This window comes from Thiohalospira halophila DSM 15071 (assembly GCF_900112605.1).
Taxonomy (GTDB): Bacteria; Pseudomonadota; Gammaproteobacteria; order Thiohalospirales; family Thiohalospiraceae; genus Thiohalospira; species Thiohalospira halophila.
In genome coordinates this window covers 213213-237240 of the sequence record NZ_FOMJ01000003.1, presented here as the reverse complement: position 1 = coordinate 237240, position 24028 = coordinate 213213, and the positions used below count along the sequence as shown (strand labels likewise).

Below are 24028 nucleotides of genomic sequence, written 5' to 3'. Positions count from 1 at the left end.
TGCCTCCCTCTCTCGAACCAACCGAATTCGAGCCACTATTCAAGGAGCAACCATGAGCAACGAATCCAGCGCCAACGGCCTTACCGTCAGTGAGGCGATGCAGACCCGCCGGGCGGTGAAGAGCTTCGATCCCGAGTTCCGCATCCCCGAGGCGGAGGTGCAGGGGATGCTGGAGGCGGCCATCCAGTCGCCCACGGCCTTCAACATCCAGAACTGGCGCATCGTCCGCGTCACCGATGCCGACCTGCGCGCGAGCATCCGGGCCGTGGCCTGGGACCAGGCCCAGGTCACCGACGCCTCGGAGCTGTTCATCCTCTGCGCCGACAATAGTGCCTGGGACCGGGACCCGGAACGCTACTGGGTGGATGCGCCGCAGCAGGTGCAGGAGATCATCGTCCCCAACATCCGCAAGTACTACCAGGGTCGGCCCATGGTCGCCCAGGACGAGGGGCAGCGCTCCTGCGGGATGCTGGGGATGTCCCTGATGCTGCTGGCCAGGGAGCGCGGCTATGATTCCTGCCCCATGGACGGCTTCGACTACAGCGCGGTGGCCGAGCTCATCGGGCTGCCGGCGGACCACGCCATCGCCTTCATGGTGGCCGTGGGCAAGCGGGCCGGCGAGCCCTTCAACAAGCCGGGGCAGCTCCCGCTCACCGACGTGGTGCGCGAGAACGGCTTCTAGGCGCCAGGAGCGGCGCGGCTGGGCCGGTCAACCGGTCCCGGCTACCCGTTCCTCGCTGAGGTAGGGGGTCAGGGTGTCCGCCAGCTCCTTGGGCTGGAACTTCGGTACGTAGTCGGTGGCGCCTACAGCCTTGCCGCGATCCTCGTTGGTGGTCGATGACAGCGAGGAGTGCATGATCACCGGGACTGATTTCATTCGGCTGTCCGCATTGATCTGCTTGGTGAGGACGTAGCCGTCCATCTCCGGCATCTCGATGTCGGTGAGGATGACGTCCACGCGGTCGGCCAGGCTCTGCCCGGACGATTCGGCCTCGTCGGCCAGCTGCTGGAGTTTCTCCCACGCCTCCTTGCCGTTGGTAGCCCCCATGTGGCGAACGCCCATGGTGTCCAGTGTGCGCTCGATCTGCTTGCGCGCCACCGAGGAGTCGTCGGCATAGAAGACCGTCGCCGGTCGGCTCACCTTCTCGATGTCCTCGTAGATCATCGGGTCCGACGTCCGGCCAGTGGTCTCGTCCAGCACCTTCTCCACGTCGAGGATCATGACCAGCCGGTTGTCCTGGAGTTCGGTGACAGCGGTCACCAGGCCGCCGTGGCGGTGGGCCATCATGCCCGGCGGGGCCTTCACCTCGTCCCAGTTTATGCGAAGGATCTGGTCCACCGAGTGGACCAGAAAGCCCTGCTGGGTCCGGTTGTACTCGGTGATGACCAGGATCTGCGGCTCCTCCTCCCGCTCGATGTCGCAGAAGCGGGCTAGATCGATGACCGGCAGGGTGTGGCCGCGCAGGCTGACCATCCCCTCCACACCCGGCGGCATGTCGGGAGCGTGCACGATCTCCGGCACCCGCATGACCTCGCGGACCTTGAAGACATTGATGCCGAATGCCTCTTCGCGACCCGTCTTCGGGTCCTTGCCCAGGCTGAAGAGCAGGATCTCGAGCTTGTTGGTCCCGGCGAGCTGAGTGCGTTCGTCCACGGAATTCAGGAAATTGGCCATGACCTGGTCGGCCTCCTCAAGGCATGTTCAGGGCGGCACCGCGGTGGGCGCGCGCCGAGATACGGGCTCACCGGCCCCCATCCCGCCGGTACGTGCTGTTGCAGGGGTCGGTGGGGCGGATGCGGCGACGCTGTTCGAAATCCCGTCAAAAGTGCGGAATACGGGGTTGAAGTCTGGTCACACCCGCCCAAGGCGTCAAGCGCCGGTCCCCTCTCCCGGGGCCGGCCCGTCGGTATCGGTGGCACCGGCGGGCGCCGGGCCCCGCCCCGCGGCATTGGCGAACTGCTCGAAGAGCTGCATGGGCATGGGGAAGAGGTAGGTGGAGCTCTTGTCGTTGGCGGTGTCGGTGATGGTCTGCAGATAGCGCAGCTGCAGGGATTCCGGCTGCTGGGCGAGGATGGTGGCGGCCTCCTGCAGCTTGTGGGAGGCCTGGAGCTCGCCCTCGGCGTAGATGACCTTGGCCCGCCGCAGCCGCTCTGCCTCCGCCTGCTTGGCGATGGCGCGGATCATGGAGTCGTCCAGGTCCACGTGCTTGATCTCGACGTTACTGATCTTGATGCCCCAGGCATCGGAGTGCTCGTCGAGGATGGTCTGGATGTCGTCGTTGAGCCTGTCCCGCTGGGCCAGCATGTCGTCCAGGTCGTGGCGGCCGAGGACCGAGCGCAGGGTGGTCTGGGCCAGCTGGCTGGTGGCCTCCTGGAAGTCCTCCACCTGGATGACCGCCTTCTCCGGATCGATGACCCGAAAGTATATGACGGCGTTGACCTGGACCGAGACGTTGTCCTGGGAGATGACGTCCTGGCTGGGGACGTCCATGACGATGGTGCGCAGGTCCATGCGGACCATCTGCTGGATGAAGGGGATGATGATGATGATCCCCGGCCCCTTGGCCTTCCAGAAGCGGCCCAGGAGGAAGACCACCCCCCGTTCGTACTCGCGCAGGATCCGGATGGAGGCGGCGAGGAAGAGGATGACCACGCCTACGGTAATGAGGATGGGGTAGGTGAACATGGCTAGGACTCCACTTGATCCAGGGGTTCGACGTGCAGGGTCAGGCCGTCGCGCCGGGTGACCCGGACGCGCTGGCCGGCGGCGACGGGGCGGGGGCTCTCGGCCTGCCACGCCTCGCCGTGGAGGTGGACCCAGCCGTGGCCGGTGAAGGCGGTGGTGGCCACCGCCTCCGCCCCGGTGATCTCCTCGGCGCCGCTGACCACCGGATTGCGGTGGGAGCGCACCGCCAGGCGGGCAATGACGAGCAGGATGCCGGCGCTGAGGATCGCCATGGTGGCGATAAGGGGGATGGAGATCCCGAAGCCGGGTGCGTGGGTGTCGATGAGCAGCAGGGAGCCGGCCACGAAGGCGATCACCCCGCCCAGCCCCAGGGCGCCGAAGGAGGGCGCGAAGGCCTCCGCGATCATCAGCGCCACCCCCAGCAGGATGAGGGCGATGCCGGCGTAGTTCACCGGCAGGGCCTGGAGGGCGTAGAGGGCCAGCAGCAGGCAGATGGCCCCGGCGATGCCGGGTACCAGGCCGCCGGGGTTGGCGAACTCGAAGATGAGGCCGTAGATCCCGATGATGAGCAGGATGTAGGCGACGTTGGGATGGGTGAGGGTCTCCAGCAGCCGGGTGCGCCAGTCCGGGGCGCGGTCGCTCACCGCCTCGCCGGCGGTGGCCAGCTTGCGCTCCCCGCCGGGGAGGTCGAGGGTGCGGCCATCGACGGCGTTCAGCAGGGCGGTGGTATCGGCGGCGACGAGATCGATGACGCGCTTCTCCTCGGCCTCGTCGGCGGTGAGGGTGGCCGCCTCCCGCACCGCCGCCTCCGCCCACTCGGCGTTGCGACCGCGCAGCTCGGCCAGGCCGCGCAGGTAGGCCACGGCGTCGTTGACCGCCTTGCGCTCGGTGGCGTTGCCGGGCTTCGGCGCGGGCGCGGCTTCTTCGCCGGCCTCGTCCTCGCCGGAGGGTTGTTGCGGAGGGGTGCCGGGGGCGCCCCCGAGCTGCACCGGCGTCGCCGCGCCCAGGTGGGTCCCGGGCGCCATGGCGGCGATGTGGCTGGCGTAGAGGATGTAGGTGCCGGCGCTGGCGGCCCGGGCCCCAGCGGGGGCGACGTAGCCGATGACCGGGACCGGGGAGGCGAGGATGGCGTCGTTGATCCGGCGGGTGCTGGAGGTGAGGCCGCCGGGGGTATCCAGCTGCAGGAGGACCGCGGCGGCCCCCTCGGTGGCCGCTTCATCCAGTCCCTGTTCGATATAGCCCGCCGTGGCCGGGCCGATGGGGCCGTCGACGGAGAGTCGGTGGACCGCGGCCTCCGCCGGTGTCCCGCCGACGGCGAACAGCAGTAGTGCCAGCGGCAGCAGCCAGCGTACCGACGGGATCCGGGGACGAGCCATGGCACCTCCTTGAGCGGGGAGCGGGGCAGCAGCCGTCGCCTGCGGCTCTCCCTACGGTTAGAATGGCCCAATGACCCGAACTCGTCGACCGATCCTGCGCCGCCTGCGCATCCTGCTCATCTATCTGGTCATCTTCGGGGTGATGATGACCGCCATCAGCATGTGGCGGACGCGGGATGCCCCGGACGGCCCGGCGCCGCCCATCCACGGCGAGACCCTGGCCGGCGAGGCCTTCGAGCTGGCCGAGTTCCGGGGGGAGCCGGTGCTGGTCCATTTCTGGGCCACCTGGTGCCCCATCTGCGAGCTGGAGGCGCCCACCATCGATGCCCTGGCCGAGGATTATCGCGTCATCACCGTGGCGGCCTGGTCCGGCGGGCGGGAGAAGGTGGCCGCCCATGTGGAGGAGGAAGGGATTACTGCGCCGGTGCTGGTGGATGATCCGGGTCGCTTCGCCGATGCCTACGGCGTCCAGGCGGTGCCGACCACCTTCGTGGTCGCCCCGGACGGCACCGTCAGTGCGGCGACCAGCGGCTACACCACCGGCATCGGGCTGCGTCTGCGGCTCTGGTGGGCCTCCGCCTTCGGCGGCGAAGGCCAGCCGTAACAAGGTTTTTACATTACCCCGGTTCTCGTCGCCCGGGTGGTGCGCGAGACTGCACCTGCACTGTCAATGTGTTGATTACCTCCCTATCGACACTTCGGGCCGTCCCTCCGGGGCGGCCCGTTTTTTTGGGCGGTCTGACAGGCGGGTCTGATACCCTTTCTCCCGGTTCGGGGACGTGATGAAGGGGGGGCAAAGTGGCGGAAGGACCGCGGCGGCGCCTGAGGGGGTCGGGAGCCGGCAAGCGGGGCTGGCTCCCGTGGCTGGTGGGCCGGGCCATCCTGCGCCTGCCCCACCTGCTGCTGCTCCTGGCGGCCCTGGATATCTTCTACCTGAGCCGGATCTGGCCCGACTTCGATGCCCTGGCCGCCGGTCCGGCACCGGTCTCCGCCTATATCCAGCAGCACCGCGTCGAGCATCCCGAGGAGACCCTGCACTGGGTCCCGGTGGGGCGCCGGGGTCAGTCGGCCACGGTCCGGCGGGTGGTGGTGGCGTCCGAGGATGCCCGCTTCCGGCAGCACTACGGGGTGGACTGGCAGGCGGTGCGCAACGCCGCCCGGGAGAACTGGGAGGCCGGCCGGATCGTGCGGGGGGCCAGCACCATCAGCCAGCAGACCGCGCGCAACCTCTTCCTCCACGGCGGGCAGAACTTCCTGCGCAAGTGGCACGAACTGGTCCTGGCGCTGGCCCTGGAGTGGCACCTGGACAAGGGCCGTATCCTCACCCTCTACCTGGACATCGCCGAGTTCGGCCCCGGGATCTATGGCGTGGAGGCCGCCGCGCGCCACTACTGGGGCATCTCCGCCTCCCGGCTGGGCTATTCCCGCAGCCTGCAGCTGGCGGCAACCCTGCCCTCGCCCCGTCGCCACAACCCGGCCACGCGGACCGCCGCCTTCGAGGGGCGGCTGAGCGCGCTGCGCCAGCGGATGCGGCCGTTCCCCTAGTTGTGGCAGCGCGCTATGCTGGGAAACCGTGCAACCGAATCGAGGAAGTCATGGAACCGGAGCTGCGTTCAAACCTGCGCGAGTCATCGACCTGGAAGCGCCTGGTCTTCATGGTCATCTTCGCCATTGCCTTCCAGCTGGCGGAACTGCTGCTGGCGGCCGTGGCCGTGATCCAGTTCCTCTTCCGCCTGGTTACCGGGGAGTGCAACGATCGTCTTGCGGTCTTCGGCGCCGGCCTGGCGGAGTACCTGCGCCGGGTGGTGGCCTATCTCACCTTTGCCAGCGATTCCCGCCCCTTCCCCTTCGATAACTGGCCCGATGCCGAGCCGGAGCGCATCGCACCGGCTCCCCCGGAGGGCGATGACCCGACCAACGACGGGTATTGAACCGGCTGGCATTGCCTCGCCAATCGGGCAAGTGGCGCGTATTCGGCCAGATGCCTGAGTCAGACGGTCCAGAAATGGACACATTCTGGTAACATCCGACCCGAGTAGGCGCCCAAGACCGACAGGGAACCCGGAGCGAGCATGAAGAACAACCAGCCGGTGACACAGAAGGATTTCGATTACCCCGAGGACTGGGTGATCATCTCTGCCACGGATACGAAAGGTCGGATCACCCACGTCAACGAGGACTTCCTCAAGACCTCCGGGTTCGAGCGCGACGAACTCATCGGCAAGGCGCACAACGTCATACGCCATCCGGACATGCCGCCGGCGGCCTTCCAGGACATGTGGGACCAGCTCCAGGCTGGCCAGCCGTGGATGGGGATCGTCAAGAATCGCTGCAAGAACGGCGACCACTACTGGGTGGATGCCTACGTCACCCCGCTCTTCGAGAACGACGAGATCGTCGGTTACGAGTCCGTGCGGACCAAGCCGGACCCGGTCCACGTCCGCCGGGCGGAGCACCTCTACCAGCGTATCAACGCCGGCAAATCGCCCCGCGTGGGCGGGACCCTGATCCCCTGGCATACGCGCATGGGGCTCTCCCTGGCGGGAATGGCGGTGCCGCTGCTGGCCGGCGGCCTGGCCGCAGGGCTGAGCCCCATGGCCCTGGCGGCCGGGGTGGGGTACGCCGTGATCGCCGGGCTGGGACTGGGCTACTGGCTGGGCCGGCCCATGCACCGACTGGCCGACTACAGCAGCCGGGTGATCAATGACTCCATTGCGCGGCGGGTCTACGCCGGCGCCAACGACCAGCCGGCCCAGGTCCGCACCGCCATGAAGGCGCGGCGCCAGCGCATGCTCACCGTCCTGGACCGGGTCAGCAATGCCGCCGCCAGCGTGGCGGGCAATGCCGATACGGCCGCGACCTGCGCCCACCACACCAGCCGCACCATGGGGGAGCAGCAGCAGGAGACGGAGCAGGTGGTCAGCGCCATCAACGAGATGACCTCCACCACCCAGGAGGTGGCGCGCAGCGCGGCCTCCGCCTCCGAGGCGGCCAACGAGGCCGACGAGGCCAACAACGAGGGCAAGCTGGTCATCACCGAGATGGTGCTGGCCATCGACAACCTGGCCGAGGAGGTGGAACACGCCGCCCGGACCATCGACCAGCTCGCCGAGGACAGCAAGGGTATCGGCAAGGTGGGCGATGTCATCAACGAGATCGCCGAGCAGACCAACCTCCTGGCGCTGAATGCGGCCATCGAGGCGGCGCGGGCCGGGGAGGCCGGCCGCGGCTTCGCCGTGGTCGCCGACGAGGTGCGCACCCTGGCCACCCGCACCCAGGACTCCACCGGCGAGATCCGCGGTATGGTCGACCGGCTGCAGAACGGCATCCAGGAGGTGGTCGGGATCATGGAGACCAACCGCGATCGCGCCCAGAACAGCGTGGAACAGACCAGCCACACCGGCGAGGTCCTGGCCCGGGTCAGTGGCGCCGTGGAGCGGATCAAGGACATGAACAACCAGATCGCCTCGGCGGCGGAGGAGCAGTCCTCGGCGGCGGAGGAGATCAGCCACAACATCACCAGTATCCACGACCGGGCCGAGGATACGGTGGCGTCGAGCAACCAGACCGAAGAGGCCAGCCGGAGCCTCGCCGATCTCTCCTACGATATGGAACAGCTCATCCGGCGCTTCCGGTAGTCCCGGTTACGCGCTATCCTGTCGGGTTAATCCCGGGCTCGGAGCCAGGGGGCGATGCGGGAGGCCGGGAGGCGGCTCTCTGGCCCCGGGGGGCTCCTCCCGAGCATGTACTAGAGGCAATAGCAGATCCATGGGTGGCAAGCTCTACATCCGCAGCCACGGCTGCCAGATGAACGACCACGACAGCCAGCGCATGGCCGATGTCCTGGCACGGGGTGGCTACACCCCCACGGACGACCCGGCGGCGGCCGACATCCTCCTGCTCAATACCTGCTCCATCCGCGAGAAGGCGCAGGAGAAGGTCTTCTCCGAGCTGGGCCGCTGGCGCGCCTACAAGGAGACCAACCCCGACGTGATCATCGGCGTCGGCGGCTGCGTGGCCAGCCAGGAGGGGGAGGCGCTACGCCAGCGCGCGCCCTGGGTGGACATGGTCTTCGGTCCCCAGACCCTGCACCGGTTGCCGGAGATGGTCACCGAGGTGAAGCGGGAGCGCGCGCCGGTAGTGGACATCAGCTTCCCCGAGATCGAGAAGTTCGACCGCCTGCCGGAGCCGCGCGCCGAGGGGCCGTCGGCCTACGTCTCCATCATGGAGGGCTGCTCCAGGTACTGCACCTTCTGCGTCGTCCCCTACACCCGGGGCGAGGAGATCAGCCGCCCCTTCGACGATGTCATCGCCGAGGTCGCATCGCTGGCGGAGCAGGGGGTGCGCGAGGTCAACCTCCTGGGGCAGACGGTCAACAGCTACCGCGGCCCCACGGCGGATGGGGATACCGCCGACCTCGGCGTGCTCATCAGCTACATCGCCGCCATCGACGGCATCGACCGCATCCGCTACACCACCTCCCATCCGGTGGACGTCAACGACAGCCTCATCCAGGCCCACGCCGAGATCCCGGAGCTGGTGGGGCATCTGCATCTGCCGGTGCAGTCCGGCTCGGACCGGGTGCTGGCGCGCATGAAGCGCCAGCACACCGCCCTGGAGTATCGCTCCATCGTCCGCCGCCTTCGCGAGGCGCGGCCGGACCTCCACCTCTCCTCGGACTTCATCGTCGGCTTCCCCGGCGAGACCGAGGCGGAGTTCGAGGCGACCATGGAGCTCATCCGCAGCGTCGGCTTCGACCACTCCTTCAGCTTCGTCTACAGCCCCCGGCCCGGTACCCCGGCCACCGACCTGCCCGATGACGTCCCCCTGGCGGTCAAGAAGGAGCGGCTGAACCTCCTCCAGGCGGAGATCCGGCGCCAGGCCGAGGCCCTGAGCCAGGCCATGGTCGGGACCCGCCAGTCCATCCTGGTGGAGGGCCGTTCCAAGCGGGGCGAGGAGCTTGCCGGGCGCACCGAGAACAACCGGGTGGTGAACTTCCCCGGTGATCCGGGGTTGATCGGGGGCTTCGTCGACGTCACTATCACGGACGCCCTGCCCAATTCCCTGCGCGGCGAGATCGCCGGCGCGGAGGAAGGGCAGCGGCAACGGGCCTGAACCCCTCGAAGAGTGCCTTGACCGAAACCCTCGAGAGCAACGACCTCCTCCTGGAGCCGGCCGACAACGAACGTCTGGCCAACCTCTGCGGGCAGTTCGACCAGCATCTGCGCCAGGTGGAGACCCGCCTGGGCGTGGAGATCAATAATCGCGGCAACGCCTTCCGCGTCCTCGGCGACGGTCCGGCCATCGCCGCGGCGGATGCCGTGCTGCGCGATCTCTACGCCGAGGCGGGGCGTTCCCGCCTGACTCCCGAGCGCGTCCACCTCTTCCTCCAGCAGGCGGGGGTAGAGGAGGCCGCCGCGCCGCCGGCCGATACCGAGGAGCGGCTGCCGGAGAGCACCCTCCAGACCCGCAAGGGCATGATCCGGCCGCGCGGCCCCAACCAGACGCGCTACGTCCACGGCCTGCTCACCAACGACATCAACTTCGGCGTCGGCCCCGCCGGGACCGGCAAGACCTACCTCGCGGTAGCCTGCGCCGTGCAGGCGCTGGAGGAGGACCGGGTCAAGCGGCTGGTCCTCACTCGGCCCGCGGTGGAGGCCGGCGAGCGGCTGGGCTTCCTCCCCGGGGACCTGGCGCAGAAGGTCGATCCCTACCTGCGGCCGCTCTACGACGCCCTGTGGGAGATGCTCGGTTTCGAGCGGGTGGGCAAGCTCATCGAGCGCGGCGTCATCGAGATCGCGCCCCTGGCCTACATGCGCGGCCGCACCCTCAACGACGCCTTTGTCCTCCTGGACGAGGCGCAGAACACCACCGGCGAGCAGATGAAGATGTTCCTCACCCGCATCGGCTTCGGCTCCGCCGCCGCCATCACCGGCGACGTCACCCAGGTGGACCTGCCCCGGGGCACCGAGTCCGGCCTGCGCCAGGCGGTGGAGATCCTGCGCGACGTGGAGGGCATCGGCTTCACCTTCTTCCAGAGCCGGGACGTGGTCCGCCATACCCTGGTCCAGCGCATCGTCGACGCCTACGACCGCGGGAGCCCGGCATGACCGTCCAGGTCGACTGCCAGGACGCCATCCCCGCCGGCGAGGCGGACGAACCCCCCTCGCCGGGCCAGCTCACCGCCTGGGTGGCCGCGGCCCTCACCGCCGCCGGCCACACCGCCCCCGCCGAGGTCACCGTCCGCTTTGTCGGGGCCGAGGAGGGGCGGCAGCTCAACCGCGACTATCGCGACCGCGACTACGCCACCAACGTCCTCTCCTTCCCCTTCGAGGCGCCGCCGGGCGTCGCCCTGCCGCTGCTGGGCGACCTCGCCATCTGCGCGCCGGTGGTGGAGCGCGAGGCGGGGGAGCAGGGCAAGCCGGTCATCGCGCACTGGGCCCACCTGGTGGTGCACGGCACCCTCCACCTGCTGGGCCGCGATCACCAGAACGATGCCGAGGCCGAGGCCATGGAGGCCGAGGAGATCGCCGCCCTGTCGGCCCTGGGCTATCCCGACCCCTACGAGGAACGCCACCCGAATGAGTGACGAAGCGACCAACGGTGCCGCCAGGGAGGGCGGGCGCTCGCGAACATGGCTGGAGCGCCTGGGCCAGGCCCTGGGCGGGGCCGAGCCCCAGGACCAGGACGAGCTCATCGCCCTGCTGCGCGACGCCGAGCAGCGCGACCTCATCGGGGCGGATGCCCTGCCCATGATCGAGGGCGTCCTGCAGGTCACCGAGATGCAGGTCCGGGACATCATGATCCCGCGCTCCCAGATGGTGGTGGTGGCCCGGGACAGCGATCCCGCCGACTACCTCCCCATGGTCATCGACTCCGCCCACTCGCGCTTCCCGGTCATCGGGGACAGCCGCGACGAGGTGGTGGGGATCCTCCTGGCCAAGGACCTGCTGGGCTACTTCGCCCGGGGCGGGAGCGAGGAGTTCGACCTGCGCGAGGCGCTGCGGCCGGCGGTCTTCATCCCCGAGAGCAAGCGGCTCAACGTCCTGCTGCGGGAGTTCCGCGCCAATCGCAACCACATGGCTATCGTGGTGGACGAGTACGGCGGCGTGGCCGGGCTGGTGACCATCGAGGATGTGCTGGAACAGATCGTCGGCGAGATCGAGGACGAGCACGACGCCGGCGAGGATATCTACATCCTGCGCCACGCCGGGGAGCGCCACACGGTGAAGGCGCTGACCCCCATCGAGGACTTCAACGAGCACTTCGGCACCGACTTCAGCGACGAGGAGTTCGATACCGTGGGCGGGCTGGTGATGAAGGCCTTCGGCCACCTGCCGCGCCGCAACGAGGCGGTGACCTTCGGCGGCCTGACCTTCAAGGTCCTGCGCGCCGACAGCCGCCGCCTCCACCTCCTCCAGGTCACCCCCGCCGGCGAGGAGCCGGTGGAGCCGGGCGCGGCCGATGGGTGAACGGCCCGCCGGCTGGCGGGCGGATCTCCTGGCGGCCCTGGCCGGGGCCGCCACCGTGGGCGCCTTCGCCCCCTTCGAGCTCCTGCCCCTGGCGATCCTCGGCCCGGCGGTCCTGCTCTGGCTCTGGCAGGGGACCGGCCCGGGCGTGGCCGCCCGCCGGGGGTTCGCCTTCGGTCTGGGCCTCTTCGGTGCCGGGGTCCACTGGGTCTGGGTCTCCATCCATACCTTTGGCCATACTCCGGCGGTGCTGGCTACCGGGCTTACCGTCGCCTTCGTCCTCGTGCTGGCGGGCTACTTCGCCCTCCAGGGGGCGATGGGCGCCTGGCTCGCCCGGCGCCTGACCGCGCGCGGCGTGGCGCCGGGGACCCTCCTGCTGGTGCTCCACCCCGCATTGTGGGTGCTGGTGGAGTGGCTGCGCAGCTGGCTCTTCACTGGCTTCCCCTGGCTGCAGCTGGGCTACGCCGCCGGCGAGGGGCCCCTGGCCGGCTGGGTGCCGATCCTGGGGGTCTTCGGCGCCTCGGCGCTACTGGTCCTCTCCGCGGCGCTGCTGGTGCGGCTGCTGCGGCCGCCCCGGCGGGGGCCGGTGGTGGCGCTGGCCGGGCTCTGGCTGTCCTCGCCGCTGCTGTTCCTGCCGACGTGGACCGAGCCCACCGGCGAGACCCACAGCGTCGCCATGATCCAGGGGGACGTCGACCAGGACGAGAAGTGGCGCCCGGCCAACCGGGGCTGGATCCTGGAGCGCTATACCCGGATGTCCCGCCAGCACGCCGGTGCGGACCTCATCCTGTGGCCAGAGACGGCGGTGCCCGCCTTCTACCAGCAGGTCTCGGGATCGGTGCTGGAGCCCCTGGCGGCGGAGCTGCGGCAGCAGGGCAGCGACCTGGTGGTGGGGGCCCCGTGGCGGGGTGAGGATGGCTACTACAACGCCCTGGCCCGGGTGGGCGCGGAGGCGCGCTACACCAAGCACCACCTGGTGCCCTTCGGCGAATACCTCCCCTTCGACGCCTGGCTGCGCGGGCTCATCGAGTTCTTCGACCTGCCCATGTCCGACTTCCGGCCCGGTCCGCCGCGCCAGCCGCCGCTGACCGCCGGCGGTATGGAGATGGGCGTCTCCATCTGCTACGAGGATGCCTTCGGCGGGGAGGTGCGTGCGCCGCTACCCGGCGCCGGGGTGCTGGTGAACGTCAGCAACGATGCCTGGTGGGGGGATACCATCGGCCCCCATCAGCACCTGGAGATCGCCGCCTTCCGGGCGCTGGAGGCGGGGCGCCCCCTCCTGCGGGCCACCAACAACGGCATCACCGCCCGGATCGACCACCGCGGCCGGGTGGCGGAGCGGCTGCCCCAGTTCCAGCCGGCGGTGCTGACCACCGAAGTGGCGTCCCGGACCGGCGCCACGCCCTGGGTCCGCTGGGGCAACGGACCGGTGCTGTGGGCCGCTGTCCTGGCGCTGGCGGCCCCGTGGCTGACTACTCGCCGGCGTAGACGCGCTTGAACACGGTCCCGTGGCAGCGGGGGCAGGGCGGGATGTGGGCCGTGCGGGTGAAGTGCAGCTCCTCGCCGCAGCCCTCGCAGCGCAGGGTGCCGACACTGGTGATCTCGCCGGTGTGCCACTCGCCGAAGCGGTTGGCCCGGTCGGCCAGGTCGGAGAGCTCCACCCGGGTGCGGTCGGCGACCTTGAGGAAGTTCTCCATCAGCCGCTGCTCCACCTGCTCCAGGTCGAAGCGCAGCCACTGACCGAACTCCTGGCCCGACTCCTCCATCCAGGCGGCGGCGTCGGACATGTCCCGGCGGACGTACTCCCCGATCCGCTCGGCCTCCTCGCGGGATAGCTCCCCCAGCTCGTGGCTGCGCTCCTTGGCGCGGTCCACGGCGGTGGCGACGGCGTCGCCGGCATGCTCCTCGAACTCGTCCAGGTATTCCCGGGCGCGCTGCAGGATCCGGTCGTAGCCGTGGGCGTGGCGCTCGCGCTGCTGCTGGTTGTCTTCTTCGGCCATGGTTCTCCTCTCGTCGCGGGCGGGCCCGCGCGTGTGTCCGTTTTCGCCGTCAGTCTGGACCGGCGGGGCGATGGTGGCAACGTGCGTCCGGGTTGTGGCGCCAGGCGTCGACGTTCCGGGGAGGGTGGACGCCGGGTCGGGTTAGCGGGCTCGCGGGGACGCGAGGACCGTCCCTGGCGCTCCACGGCGGCCATCCCTGGCCGCCGTGGCCCCGCGATCCCGCTAACCCGACCCGGCGCCCGCCCTCTACGCCTGCGCCGGGCCGTTGTGGCCCCTTCCGGCGCTGGGGTATATTCGCCGGTTTCCACACCCGCCGGACGAATCAACCGATGGAAGAGCAGTACGAGCCGCACCGCGTCGAGGCCGAGGCCCAGCAGTACTGGGAGGAGCAGGGGACCTTCCGGGCCACCGAGGACCCCGACCGCCCCCCCTACTACTGCCTCTCCATGTTTCCGTACCCCTCGGGGCGGCTGCACATGGGGCACGTGCGCAACTACACCATCGGCGACGTCATCAGCCGCTTCCAGCGCCTGCGCGGCTACAACGTCCTCCAGCCCATGGGCTGGGACGCCTTCGGCCTGCCGGCGGAGAATGCTGCCATCGCCAACGGCGTCCCGCCGGCGAAGTGGACGCGGCAGAACATCGACTACATGCGCGGCCAGCTCAAGCAGCTGGGGCTGGGCTACGACTGGGACCGCGAATTCGCCACCTGCGACCCCGACTACTACCGCTGGGAACAGTGGCTCTTCACCCGGCTCATGGAGAAGGGGCTGGTCTACCGCGCCACCTCGGCGGTGAACTGGTGCCCCAACGACCAGACCGTGCTGGCCAACGAGCAGGTGGTGGAGGGCTGCTGCTGGCGCTGCGACACCCCGGTGGAGCGCCGGGAGATCCCGCAGTGGTTCCTGCGCATCACCGACTACGCCGACGAACTCCTGGACGGCCTGGACGACCTCCCCGGCTGGCCGGAGCAGGTGCGCACCATGCAGCGCAACTGGATCGGCCGCTCCGAGGGCGCCGAGGTGGTCTTCGACCTGGCCGGCCGCGACGAGCCCATCACCGTCTTTACCACCCGGCCGGATACCCTCATGGGCGTGACCTACATGGGGCTGGCGCCGGAGCACCCACTGGTGGCCGAGGTGGCCGCCCGGGATCCGGAGGTGGCCGCCTTCGTGGAGGAGTGCAGCCACACCGGCACCTCCGAGGCGGCGGTGGAGGCCCAGGAGAAGCGCGGCCTGCCCCTGGGGCTGGAGGCGATCCATCCCCTTACCGGCGAGACCATCCCGGTCTGGGTCGCCAACTTCGTCCTCATGACCTACGGCGAGGGGGCGGTGATGGCCGTACCGGCCCACGACCCCCGGGACCACGCCTTTGCCCAGCGCTACGATCTGCCCATCCGGCCGGTGGTGGCGCCCGCCGAGGGGGCGGCGCCGGACCCCGCCGAGGCCGCCTTCACCGAGCCCGGCGTGCTGGTGGAGGCCGGCGAGTTCACCGGCATGACCTCGGAGGCCGCCAAGGAGGCGACCATCCAGCGCCTGGAGGCCGACGGCCGCGGGCGACGCCGCACCCAGTACCGCCTGCGCGACTGGGGGGTCTCCCGGCAGCGCTACTGGGGCGCCCCCATCCCGGTAATCCACTGCGAGGACTGCGGGCCGCAGCCGGTGCCGGAGGACCAGCTGCCGGTACGCCTGCCGGAGGATGTGACCCTCACCGAGCCCGGCTCGCCGCTGACCAGGGATGAGGCCTTCCTCGCCGCCACCTGCCCGAGCTGCGGCGGCGCCGCACGGCGGGAGACGGACACCTTCGATACCTTCATGGAGTCCTCCTGGTACTACGCCCGCTACACCAGCGCCGACAGCGACACGGCCATGGTGGACCAGCGCGCCGGCTACTGGCTGCCGGTGAACCAGTACATCGGCGGCATCGAGCACGCCATCCTCCACCTGCTCTACGCCCGCTTCTTCCACAAGGTACTGCGGGACGAGGGCCTGGTGCCGGGGGACGAGCCCTTCGAGCACCTGCTCACCCAGGGCATGGTCCTCAAGGATGGGGCGAAGATGTCCAAGTCCAAGGGCAACACCGTGGATCCGCAGTCCCTGGTGGAGGGCCACGGGGCGGACACCGCGCGACTGTTCATGATGTTCGCCGCGCCGCCGGATCAGGCCCTGGAGTGGTCCGACGAGGGCGTGGAGGGGGCCAACCGCTTCCTCCGCCGGGTCTGGCGGGCGGTGCGCGACTTCACCGAGGCCGGCCCGGTGCCGCCGGTACCGGCGGAGATGCCGGACGACGAATCCCGGGACCTGCGGCGCAAGGTCCACGAGACCATCGCCAAGGTCACCGGCGACATGGCCGAGCGCCACACCTTCAATACCGCCGTGGCGGCGGTGATGGAGCTGGTCAACGCCCTCTACAAGTACGAGGCGGGGGAGGACGCAGCCCGCCGCGGGGTCCTGGGCGAGGCGCTGGAGGCCGTGGTGGTCATGCTCTCGCCGGTGGTGCCCCACATCACCCATACCCTGTGGCAGGCCCTGGGCCACGGCGAGCCGGTGGTGGACGCCGCCTGGCCCGAGGTAAACGAGTCCGCCCTGGCGCGGGATACCCAGACCCTGGCCGTGCAGGTCAACGGCAAGGTGCGCGGGGAGCTGGAGGTGGCCGCCGACGCCGACCAGGCGGCCATCGAGGCCGACGCCCTGGCCGAGCCCAACGTCGCCCGCCACCTGGAGGGGAAGACGGTGAAGCGGGTCATCGTCGTCCCCGGCAAGCTGGTCAACGTGGTCGCCGCCTGACCGTGGCCCGCGCCGCCGCGCTCTGCCTCGCCCTGCTCCTGTTGCTGCCGGCCGGCTGCGGCTGGCAGCTCCGGGGCGGGTTCGAGCTGCCGCCGGCGCTGGAGACCGTCCGGGTCACCGGCGGCAGCGAGCAGATCCGCTCGGCCATCACGCTGGGCCTGCGCGGTTCCGGGGCCCGTGTGGTGGGCGCGGAGAGCGAGCAGGAGGCCGCCACCCTGCGCATCCTCTCCAGCATCCAGGAGCAGCGGACGCTCTCCACCGACGGCGAGGGCCGGGCGCTGGAGTACGAACTCATCGAGGGTGTGACCTGGGAGGTCGCCGACGCCGAGGGCGAGACCCTCATCCCGCGCCAGACCACCCAGCGCACCCGGGAATTCCTCTTCGACCCCGATAACGTCCTGGGCAAGAGCTCCGAGGTGGACCGGCTGCGCGAGTCCATGCGCCGGGACCTGGCCATGGCCATCCTGCGACAGATGGAGGCCCGGGCCGGGGAGGAGACCCGTCCGGCAGGGGGCGCGGAGTGAGGCTCCAGCCGGAGCAGCTCCCCGACCGCCTGGCCTCCACCGGGGACCCCATCTATCTCGTCAGCGGGGACGAGCCCTTCCAGCTCCTGGAGGCCGCCGACGCCATCCGTGCCGCCGCCCGCGAACGCGGGAACACTGCCCGGGAGGTCTTCAACGCCGGCAAGGACTTCGACTGGTCGGCCCTCACCGCCGGGGCGGCCACCGGTTCCCTCTTCGGCGATGGCCGCCTGCTGGAGGTGCGCCTGGACAGCCCCCGGCCCGGCGAGGCCGGGGCGCGGGCGCTGCGGGAATGGGCCGCCAACCCGCCGCCGGATGCCGTACTCCTGCTGACCCTGCCCAAGCTCGATCGCTCGGTGCAGCAGAGCAAGTGGTTCCGGGAGCTGGAGGCGGCGGCCGTCTGGGTCCCGGTCTGGCCGGTGACCGGCGGTGATCTGCGCCGCTGGCTGGCCGCGCGCCTTACCGCCCGCGGCCTGGAGCCCGAGGAGGATGCCCTGACCCTGCTGGCCGAGCGCACCGAGGGCAATCTCCCCGCCGCCGCCCAGGAGGTGGACCGCCTGGCCCTCATCCAGCCCCCGGGGCCGCTGAATGCCCGGGATACCGCCTCCGTGGTCACCGACAGCGCCCGCTTCGATCTCTTCGATCTGGGCGAGGCGGCCCTGGCCGGTGAGCCGGACCGGGCCGTGCGGGTCCTGGAGGGGCTGCGCGAGGAGGGCACCGAGGCGCCCCTGGTCCTCTGGGTCCTGGCCCGGGAGGCGCGCATCGCCGCCGCCGTGGCCGCCGCCGCCCGCGCCGGCGAGGATCCCGGGGCCGCCGCCGACCGCCTGGGGGTCTGGAAGAACCGCCGGCCCGTGGTCATTGCCGCCGCCCGCCGACTGGGGGTGCGGGGCTGGCGCCGGGTCCTCTCCCGGCTGGCCGGCGTGGACGACTCCCTGAAGGGGGGAGCGCTACGCACCGCCTGGGACGAATTGCTACAATTGGCGCTCATCATGGCCGGCCGGACCCTCTTCCCGCGCCGGCCGCGGACGGGACGGGAGTAGAGTGAATCCCATGGAGAATTCGACGGACATCCAGGCCTACATGGACGAACTCGGGCGGGCCGCGCGGCGGTCCTCCAGGGCCCTGAACCGGGCGAGCACCGGCGACAAGAACGCTGCCCTGGAGGCCATGGCGGCCTCCCTGGAGGCGGACCAGGAGGCGCTGCTGGCGGCCAACCGCGAGGACCTCGCTGCCGGCCGCGAGGCCGGGCTGGACGAGGCCCTGCTGGACCGCCTGGAGCTGACCCCGGATCGCATCGCCGCCATGGCGGAGGGGCTGCGCCAGGTGGCCGGCCTGCCGGACCCGGTGGGCGCGGTCCGCGACCTCGCCCGTCGCCCGTCCGGGATCGAGGTGGGGAAGATGCGGGTGCCGCTGGGTGTGGTGGGGATCATCTACGAGTCCCGCCCCAACGTCACCGCCGATGCCGCGGCGCTGTGCCTGAAGTCGGGCAACGCCGCCATCCTGCGCGGCGGCTCCGAGGCGGCGCGCTCCAATGCCGCCATCGCCGACCATATCCGCGCCGGCCTTGCCGCCGCCGGGCTGCCGGAGGAGGCGGTCCAGGTGGTGGCGACCACCGACCGCGCCGCCGTGGAGCGGCTGGTGGCCATGCCCGAGTACGTGGACGTCATCGTCCCCCGGGGCGGCAAGGGCCTCATCGAGATGGTGAGCCGCAAGGCCAGCGTACCGGTCATCAAGCATCTCCACGGCGTCTGCCACGTCTACCTGGACGATCGCGCCGACCGCCGGCGGGCCCTGGATATCGCGGTCAACGCCAAGACCCAGCGCTACGGCACCTGCAACACCATGGAGACCCTCCTGGTGGCCGAGGGCGTGGCCGGCGACCTCCTGCCCGAGCTGGGTCAGCGGCTCGGCGAGATCGGCGTGGAGCTGCGCGGCTGCGAGCGCACCCGGGCCCTCCTGCCCCACGCCCACGCGGCCACCGACGAGGACTGGGATACTGAATACCTGGGCCCCGTTCTCGCCATCCGGGTGGTGGACGACCTGGACGCGGCCATGGACCACATCGACGAACACGGCTCCCGGCACACGGACGCCATCGTCACCGAGGACTACAGCCGCGCCCGGCGCTTCGTCGCCGGGGTGGACTCCAGCTCGGTGATGGTCAACGCCTCCACCCGCTTCGCCGACGGCTTCGAGTACGGCCTGGGCGCGGAGATCGGGATCAGTACCGACAAGTTCCACGTGCGCGGTCCGGTGGGGCTGGAGGGCCTGACCTCGGAGAAGTTCGTCGTCTACGGCGACGGCCAGGTGCGTACCTGATGTGCACCACCGCGCGGGGCGGGGCACCGGCGTGATCGGCGTCTTCGGCGGCACCTTCGACCCGGTCCACCTGGGCCACCTGCGCCCGGCGGTGGAGATGGCCGAGGAGGTGGGCCTGGACCGCGTGCACGTCCTCCCCGCCGGCCATCCGCCCCATCGCGGGGCGCCGCGGGTGGCCACCGAGCACCGCCTGGCCATGCTGGAGGCGGCCATCGCCGGTCAGCCCGACTTCCACCTGGATCGGCGCGAGGTGGACCGCGAGGGCCCCTCCTACATGGCCGAGACCCTGGCCGGGCTGCGCGCCGAGATCGGTCCCGACGAGCCCCTGGCCCTGATGCTGGGCATGGACGCCTTCCTGGGCCTGGCGAGCTGGCACGAGTGGGAGCGGCTGCCGGAGCTGGCGCATCTGGTCGTCTCCCACCGGCCGGGCTGGGACCCGGACAGCATGGAGGACCAGGGTGGCCCGCTGGCGGCCCTGGTGGCCGAGCGCGGCGTCATCGAGCCCGGGGAGCTGGCCCGCGAGCCCGCGGGCCGTGTCCACCTCATGCCGGTGACCCAGCTGGACATCTCCTCCACCCGGATCCGCGCCCTGCTGGCGGCCGGGCGCAGCCCGCGCTACCTGCTCCCCGACGCGGTCTGCGACTATATCCAACACCACCGCCTCTACCGGAAGGACTGATGGAAAGCGACGCCCTGCAGGACCTGGTCACCGACGCCCTCGAGGAACTCAAGGGCCAGGATATCCGCGTGCTCGATGTGCGCGATCAGAGTACCGTCACCGATACCATGGTCATCGCCAGTGGTAATTCCGCCCGCCAGGTCCAGGCCATGGCCGAGCGGGTGACCGAGCGCTCCAAGGCCGCCGGCGTCCAGCCCCTGGGCGTGGAGGGCGAGGAGACCGGCGACTGGATCGTGGTCGACCTGGGTGATGTGGTCCTCCACGTCATGCGCCCGGAGGTCCGTGACTTCTACAACCTGGAGAAGCTCTGGGCCATGGACGTCTCCCCCGGCGGGGCGTCCGACGGGGACTAGCCGGTGCGGATCCACCTGGTCGCCGTCGGCCGGCGCATGCCGGACTGGGTGGAGACGGCGGTGGCCGACTACCAGCGCCGTCTCCCCCGCGAACTCCCCCTCCACATCCACCCCGTGGATGCCGCCAACCGGCCGAAGAAGAACCCCGACATCCAGCGCCTGCGCCGGGACGAGGGCCAGCGGCTGCTGGCTGCCGTGCCCAAGGGGGCCCGGATTATCGCCCTGGACGAGCGCGGCAAGGGGTGGGATACCCCGGAACTCGCCCGGCGCCTGGAGGGCTGGCGGGAGGAGGGGCCGGATGTCGCCCTCCTGGTGGGCGGCGCCGACGGCCTGGACGCCGCCTGTCTGGAGGCCGCCGAGACCCGCTGGTCCCTCTCGCCCCTGACCCTGCCCCACACCCTGGTCCGCGTGGTAGTGGCCGAGCAGTGCTACCGCGCCTGGAGCCTCCTCCAGGGTCACCCCTACCATCGCGGTTGAGCGGCTTCCCCCCGGTTCAGCATTCCGTCAGATCAGCAGCGTCGCCACGGCCACCGCCGCGTAGATCACCAGGATCAGGGCGCTCTCCAGGCCGATCCGGGCGATGCCGTAGCGCTCGCGCTGGAGCAGGCCGATGAGCAGGATGGCGGTCATGAGGATGGTTACCAGCCCCCACAGCAGCTGTTGCGACGTGATGGCGTGGTAGATGGAGCCCTCGCGGTAGGTAACGTCCGCCGCGGCGATGACCAGCATGTTGAAGGCGTTGGTGCCGACGATGTTGCTCACCGCCAGGGTCAGGGCGCCGTAGCGGATGGCGGCGATGGTCGTGACCAGCTCCGGCAGGGAGGTGAAGACGCCGGTAAAGAGCGCCCCCACCGCGGTCTGGGAGAGGGCGGACCGCACGGCGATGGTCTCGGCGGCGGTCATCAGGGTCCAGCCTGCCGCCGCGATGATCAGTGCCTGGGCGATGAAGACCGCCCAGAGCCGGGAGAGGCCGTGGCGGCTGCGGCGAGCGCGGTCGGGCTTGTCCTCCACGGTCTGGGCCGTGCGCCGCGGCAGCCACATGGGCCGCTCCTGGCTGCTCTGCACCGAGCGGTAGCCCACCAGGTAGGCGAAGAGCAGCAGCGGGGTCGCCGGGTGGAGGCCGAGCAGGGCGTATTCCGGCGTCACCATGGCGATGAGCGGGATCGCCAGCAGGGCGATGAGCAGGGCCGCCTGGATGAGGTTGGGCGAGGAGGCCGCGGCGTGTTCCAGGTTGGCCTTGCGATAGAGGATGTCGCCCACGGCCAGGAAGACGATGTTCACGGCCAGGCTGCCCATGATGTTGCTCATGGCCAGCTCGGCGTAGCCGTGGGCGGCGGCGGTGAGGGTGGCGGTAAAGTCGGGCAGCGAGGTCACCCCGGCCAGCAGGAGTCCGCCCATCATCGCCTCGCCCCAGCCGGTGCGGTCGGCCAGGAGATCGGCCAGGCGGGAGATATACACCCCGGTGACCGCGATCACCACGGCGGCCAGGGCGAAGGTCAGCCAGCTTGCCAGGAGGGAGTCGAACACGGGCGGCTCGCGTTGGAAGGCCCGAAGGGAACGGCAGAGAGGACGAAGCGGGCCGGGGCCTCATCCCTGTCGATGAAGCCCGAAAGTATTGGATCGAAAAGGACCGATCAACCGACCCCGCTCAGGTACTCGGCCGTCCGCGGGCTCCGGGGCGGTGGGCGCAATCCTGACGGCCCTTGCGAGAGGCCGCAGCCGGGTGGGACGGCGATGGCGCCATCCGGTAGGATGGGCGGTCCTGTCGAAAAGGTTGTGTCATGGCCGCCGAAGAGCCCCATCTGCATCTCGCCTCTGCCTCGCCGCGCCGCCGGGAGATCCTGGAGCGGCTGGGCCTGCGGGTCCGGGCCGAGGCCACCGAGGTGGACGAGACGCCCCGGGCGGGGGAGGCGCCGGCCACCTTCGTCGAGCGCCTGGCGCGGGAGAAGTGCCAGGCAGGATACGCCGCCGCGGGGGAGCTGCCGGTCCTCGGCGCCGATACCGCCATCGACCTGGAGGGCGCCATCCTGGGCAAGCCGGCCGACCGTGCGGAGGGGCTGACCATGCTCCAGCGGCTGGGCGGGCGCAGCCACTACGTCCATACGGCCGTCGCCGTGGCGGGGCCGGCGGGACTGGAGTCGCGCTGCGTGACCACGGAGGTGAGCCTGGTGCCCATCTCGGCCGAGGAGGCAGCGGCCTACTGGGCGAGCGGCGAGCCGGTGGACAAGGCCGGCGGCTACGCCATCCAGGGCCGGGGCGAGGTCTTCGTGGAACGGATCAGCGGGAGCTGTTCGGCGGTGGCCGGGCTCCCCCTCCAGGTCACCGCCGAGCTGCTGGCGCGCCAGGGGCTCGCTCCCTGGAAGGAGGTGCGCGGTGAGTGAGGAACTGCTTATCAACGTCACCCCGCACGAGACGCGGGTGGCGATGGTGGAGAACGGCGTCCTCCAGGAGGTCCGCATCGAGCGGTCCACTGGCCGGGGGCTGGTGGGGAATATCTACAAGGGCAAGGTGGTCCGGGTGCTGCCCGGCATGCAGTCGGCCTTCGTGGAGGTCGGGCTGGCACGCACCGCCTTCCTCCACGCCTCCGATGTCGCCGTGGGCGAGGGGGAGGGCCGGCGCAACGGCAACGAGCAGGACATCCGCGCCCTCCTGCGGGAGGGACAGGAGATCCTGGTCCAGGTGGTCAAGGACCCCATCGGCGGCAAGGGCGCACGCCTGACCACCCATCTCACCATCCCCTCGCGCTACCTGGTCTTCCTGCCGGGGGGGCATCACGTCGGGATCTCCCAGAAGATCGAGGATGCCGAGGAGCGCGAGCGTCTCCGCGCCATGGTGGCGGCGGCCAGCGAGGGCGAGGAGCGCGGCGGCTACATCGTGCGCACCGTCGCCGAGGGGGCCGGGGAGGCGGAGGTCGCCGCCGATGTGACCTATCTTCAGCGCCTGTGGGACTCCATCCACGACCGGGCGGCGGCGACGACGGCACCGGGCCTGGTGCACGAGGACCTGCCGCTGGCACTCCAGGTGCTCCGGGACATGGCCGGGACCCCCTACGAGCGGGTCCGGGTGGATTCCCGGGAGACCTACCAGCGGATCCGGGAGTTCGCCGAGACCTTCGTCCCGGAGATGGTGGAACTCATCGAACACTACCCGGGGGAACGGCCGCTCTTCGACCTCTACAGTGTGGAGGAGGAGATCCAGAAGGCGCTGGAGCGCAAGGTCGAGCTCAAGTCCGGGGGCTATCTCGTCATCGACCAGACCGAGGCGATGACCACGGTGGACGTGAACACCGGCGCCTACGTCGGCCACCGCAACCTCGAGGAGACCATCTTCAAGACCAACCTGGAGGCGGCCCAGGCCATCGCCCGGCAGCTGCGGCTGCGCAACCTCGGCGGGATCATCATCCTCGACTTCATCGACATGGGGGACCAGGAGCATCGCCGCCAGGTCCTGCGCGCGCTGGAGAGCGCCCTGGAGCGCGACCGGGCCCGGGCGCGGATTTGCGAGGTCTCCGCCCTGGGGCTGGTGGAGATGACCCGCAAGCGGACCCGGGAGAGCCTGGAACAGATCCTCTGCGAGCCCTGTCCAACCTGCGGTGGACGGGGCTCGGTGAAGACCACGGCCACCGTCTGCTACGAGATCTTCCGCGAGGTCCTGCGCTCGGCGCGCCAGTTCGACACCAGGGAGCTGCTGGTCCTGGCCGCCCAGGAGGTGGTGGACCGGATGCTGGACGAGGAGTCGGCCAGCGTGGCCGAGCTGGAGGACTTCATCGGCCGCTCGGTGCGGTTCCAGGTGGAGGCCCTCTATACCCAGGAGCAGTTCGACGTGGTGCTCCTCTAGGA

The 24028-nt window shown here is 70.5% G+C and carries 24 protein-coding genes; 19 read left to right on the top strand and 5 right to left on the bottom strand.

Features of this window, described 5'->3' with window-relative positions:
* The first annotated feature begins 52 nt into the window (after positions 1-52).
* Positions 53-682 (top strand): nitroreductase family protein, encoded by a 630-nt coding sequence (locus BM272_RS06695; protein WP_093427989.1) that lies wholly within the window; start codon positions 53-55, stop codon positions 680-682.
* Between the two features lie 27 nt (positions 683-709).
* On the opposite strand, the gene BM272_RS06690 is transcribed toward BM272_RS06695, so the two are convergent.
* From BM272_RS06690 to BM272_RS06680, 3 genes are all read right to left on the bottom strand, one after another.
* Positions 710-1675 (bottom strand): chemotaxis protein, encoded by a 966-nt coding sequence (locus BM272_RS06690; RefSeq protein ID WP_093427988.1) that lies wholly within the window; start codon positions 1673-1675, stop codon positions 710-712.
* Positions 1676-1870: 195 nt separating this feature from the next.
* Positions 1871-2686, bottom strand: a complete 816-nt coding sequence (locus BM272_RS06685; RefSeq protein ID WP_093427987.1) for a slipin family protein — start codon at positions 2684-2686, stop codon at positions 1871-1873.
* A gap of 2 nt (positions 2687-2688) precedes the next feature.
* Positions 2689-4062 (bottom strand): NfeD family protein, encoded by a 1374-nt coding sequence (locus tag BM272_RS06680; protein ID WP_093427986.1) that lies wholly within the window; start codon positions 4060-4062, stop codon positions 2689-2691.
* A gap of 70 nt (positions 4063-4132) precedes the next feature.
* Here BM272_RS06680 and BM272_RS06675 point away from each other — a divergent pair, with 70 nt between their 5' ends.
* From BM272_RS06675 to lnt, 9 genes are all read left to right on the top strand, one after another.
* Entirely contained in the window at positions 4133-4666 is a 534-nt protein-coding gene (locus BM272_RS06675) for a protein disulfide oxidoreductase (RefSeq protein WP_093427985.1), read from the top strand.
* A gap of 194 nt (positions 4667-4860) precedes the next feature.
* Positions 4861-5607 carry a biosynthetic peptidoglycan transglycosylase gene (locus BM272_RS06670; RefSeq protein ID WP_093427984.1) on the top strand — a complete coding sequence of 249 codons (747 nt, stop codon included), beginning with the start codon at positions 4861-4863 and terminating at the stop codon, positions 5605-5607.
* 50 nt (positions 5608-5657) lie between these two features.
* Positions 5658-5993, top strand: a complete 336-nt coding sequence (locus BM272_RS06665) for a DUF4389 domain-containing protein (RefSeq protein ID WP_093427983.1) — start codon at positions 5658-5660, stop codon at positions 5991-5993.
* Between the two features lie 141 nt (positions 5994-6134).
* On the top strand, positions 6135-7700 hold the full coding sequence (locus tag BM272_RS06660) for a methyl-accepting chemotaxis protein (RefSeq protein ID WP_093427982.1): 1566 nt from the start codon (positions 6135-6137) through the stop codon (positions 7698-7700).
* 130 nt (positions 7701-7830) lie between these two features.
* The gene (gene miaB / locus BM272_RS06655; protein WP_093427981.1) at positions 7831-9177 is read left to right on the top strand and encodes a tRNA (N6-isopentenyl adenosine(37)-C2)-methylthiotransferase MiaB; all 1347 of its coding nucleotides are present in this window, start codon (positions 7831-7833) and stop codon (positions 9175-9177) included.
* A gap of 17 nt (positions 9178-9194) precedes the next feature.
* A complete protein-coding gene (locus tag BM272_RS06650; protein WP_093427980.1) occupies positions 9195-10172 on the top strand; it encodes a PhoH family protein in 978 nt (325 codons plus the stop codon).
* Positions 10169-10651, top strand: a complete 483-nt coding sequence (gene ybeY / locus BM272_RS06645; protein WP_093427979.1) for an rRNA maturation RNase YbeY — start codon at positions 10169-10171, stop codon at positions 10649-10651. The genes BM272_RS06650 and ybeY overlap by 4 nt, the downstream gene beginning before the upstream one ends.
* Entirely contained in the window at positions 10644-11534 is an 891-nt protein-coding gene (locus BM272_RS06640; RefSeq protein ID WP_093427978.1) for an HlyC/CorC family transporter, read from the top strand. Before ybeY ends, BM272_RS06640 begins: the two co-directional genes overlap by 8 nt.
* A complete protein-coding gene (gene lnt / locus BM272_RS06635) occupies positions 11527-13029 on the top strand; it encodes an apolipoprotein N-acyltransferase (protein WP_093427977.1) in 1503 nt (500 codons plus the stop codon). Before BM272_RS06640 ends, lnt begins: the two co-directional genes overlap by 8 nt.
* Here lnt and BM272_RS06630 read toward each other — a convergent pair.
* Positions 13004-13531 carry a zinc ribbon-containing protein gene (locus tag BM272_RS06630; protein ID WP_093427976.1) on the bottom strand — a complete coding sequence of 176 codons (528 nt, stop codon included), beginning with the start codon at positions 13529-13531 and terminating at the stop codon, positions 13004-13006. The genes lnt and BM272_RS06630 overlap by 26 nt on opposite strands.
* Before the next feature lie 329 nt (positions 13532-13860).
* On the opposite strand from BM272_RS06630, the gene leuS reads away from it, so the two are divergent.
* Genes leuS through rlmH form a run of 7 tightly spaced genes read left to right on the top strand, consistent with a single transcriptional unit; the run spans position 13861 to position 20666 of the window.
* Entirely contained in the window at positions 13861-16317 is a 2457-nt protein-coding gene (leuS, locus tag BM272_RS06625) for a leucine--tRNA ligase (RefSeq protein WP_093427975.1), read from the top strand.
* Positions 16318-16319: 2 nt separating this feature from the next.
* A complete protein-coding gene (locus tag BM272_RS06620; RefSeq protein WP_159433032.1) occupies positions 16320-16841 on the top strand; it encodes an LPS-assembly lipoprotein LptE in 522 nt (173 codons plus the stop codon).
* Positions 16838-17878 (top strand): DNA polymerase III subunit delta, encoded by a 1041-nt coding sequence (holA, locus tag BM272_RS06615; protein WP_093427973.1) that lies wholly within the window; start codon positions 16838-16840, stop codon positions 17876-17878. The genes BM272_RS06620 and holA overlap by 4 nt, the downstream gene beginning before the upstream one ends.
* Positions 17879-17888: 10 nt before the next feature.
* On the top strand, positions 17889-19157 hold the full coding sequence (locus tag BM272_RS06610) for a glutamate-5-semialdehyde dehydrogenase (protein ID WP_093428016.1): 1269 nt from the start codon (positions 17889-17891) through the stop codon (positions 19155-19157).
* Positions 19158-19188: 31 nt separating this feature from the next.
* Entirely contained in the window at positions 19189-19836 is a 648-nt protein-coding gene (gene nadD, locus BM272_RS06605; protein WP_093428015.1) for a nicotinate-nucleotide adenylyltransferase, read from the top strand.
* The gene (gene rsfS, locus BM272_RS06600) at positions 19836-20189 is read left to right on the top strand and encodes a ribosome silencing factor (RefSeq protein WP_093427972.1); all 354 of its coding nucleotides are present in this window, start codon (positions 19836-19838) and stop codon (positions 20187-20189) included. Before nadD ends, rsfS begins: the two co-directional genes overlap by 1 nt.
* Before the next feature lie 3 nt (positions 20190-20192).
* Entirely contained in the window at positions 20193-20666 is a 474-nt protein-coding gene (rlmH, locus tag BM272_RS06595) for a 23S rRNA (pseudouridine(1915)-N(3))-methyltransferase RlmH (protein ID WP_093427971.1), read from the top strand.
* Between the two features lie 27 nt (positions 20667-20693).
* Here rlmH and BM272_RS06590 read toward each other — a convergent pair whose 3' ends face one another.
* Positions 20694-21716, bottom strand: a complete 1023-nt coding sequence (locus BM272_RS06590; protein WP_093427970.1) for a sodium:calcium antiporter — start codon at positions 21714-21716, stop codon at positions 20694-20696.
* A 254-nt stretch (positions 21717-21970) separates the two neighbouring features.
* Here BM272_RS06590 and BM272_RS06585 point away from each other — a divergent pair, with 254 nt between their 5' ends.
* On the top strand, positions 21971-22570 hold the full coding sequence (locus BM272_RS06585; protein WP_093427969.1) for a Maf family protein: 600 nt from the start codon (positions 21971-21973) through the stop codon (positions 22568-22570).
* Positions 22563-24026 (top strand): ribonuclease G, encoded by a 1464-nt coding sequence (gene rng, locus BM272_RS06580; RefSeq protein ID WP_093427968.1) that lies wholly within the window; start codon positions 22563-22565, stop codon positions 24024-24026. Before BM272_RS06585 ends, rng begins: the two co-directional genes overlap by 8 nt.
* Positions 24027-24028: the final 2 nt, after the last annotated feature.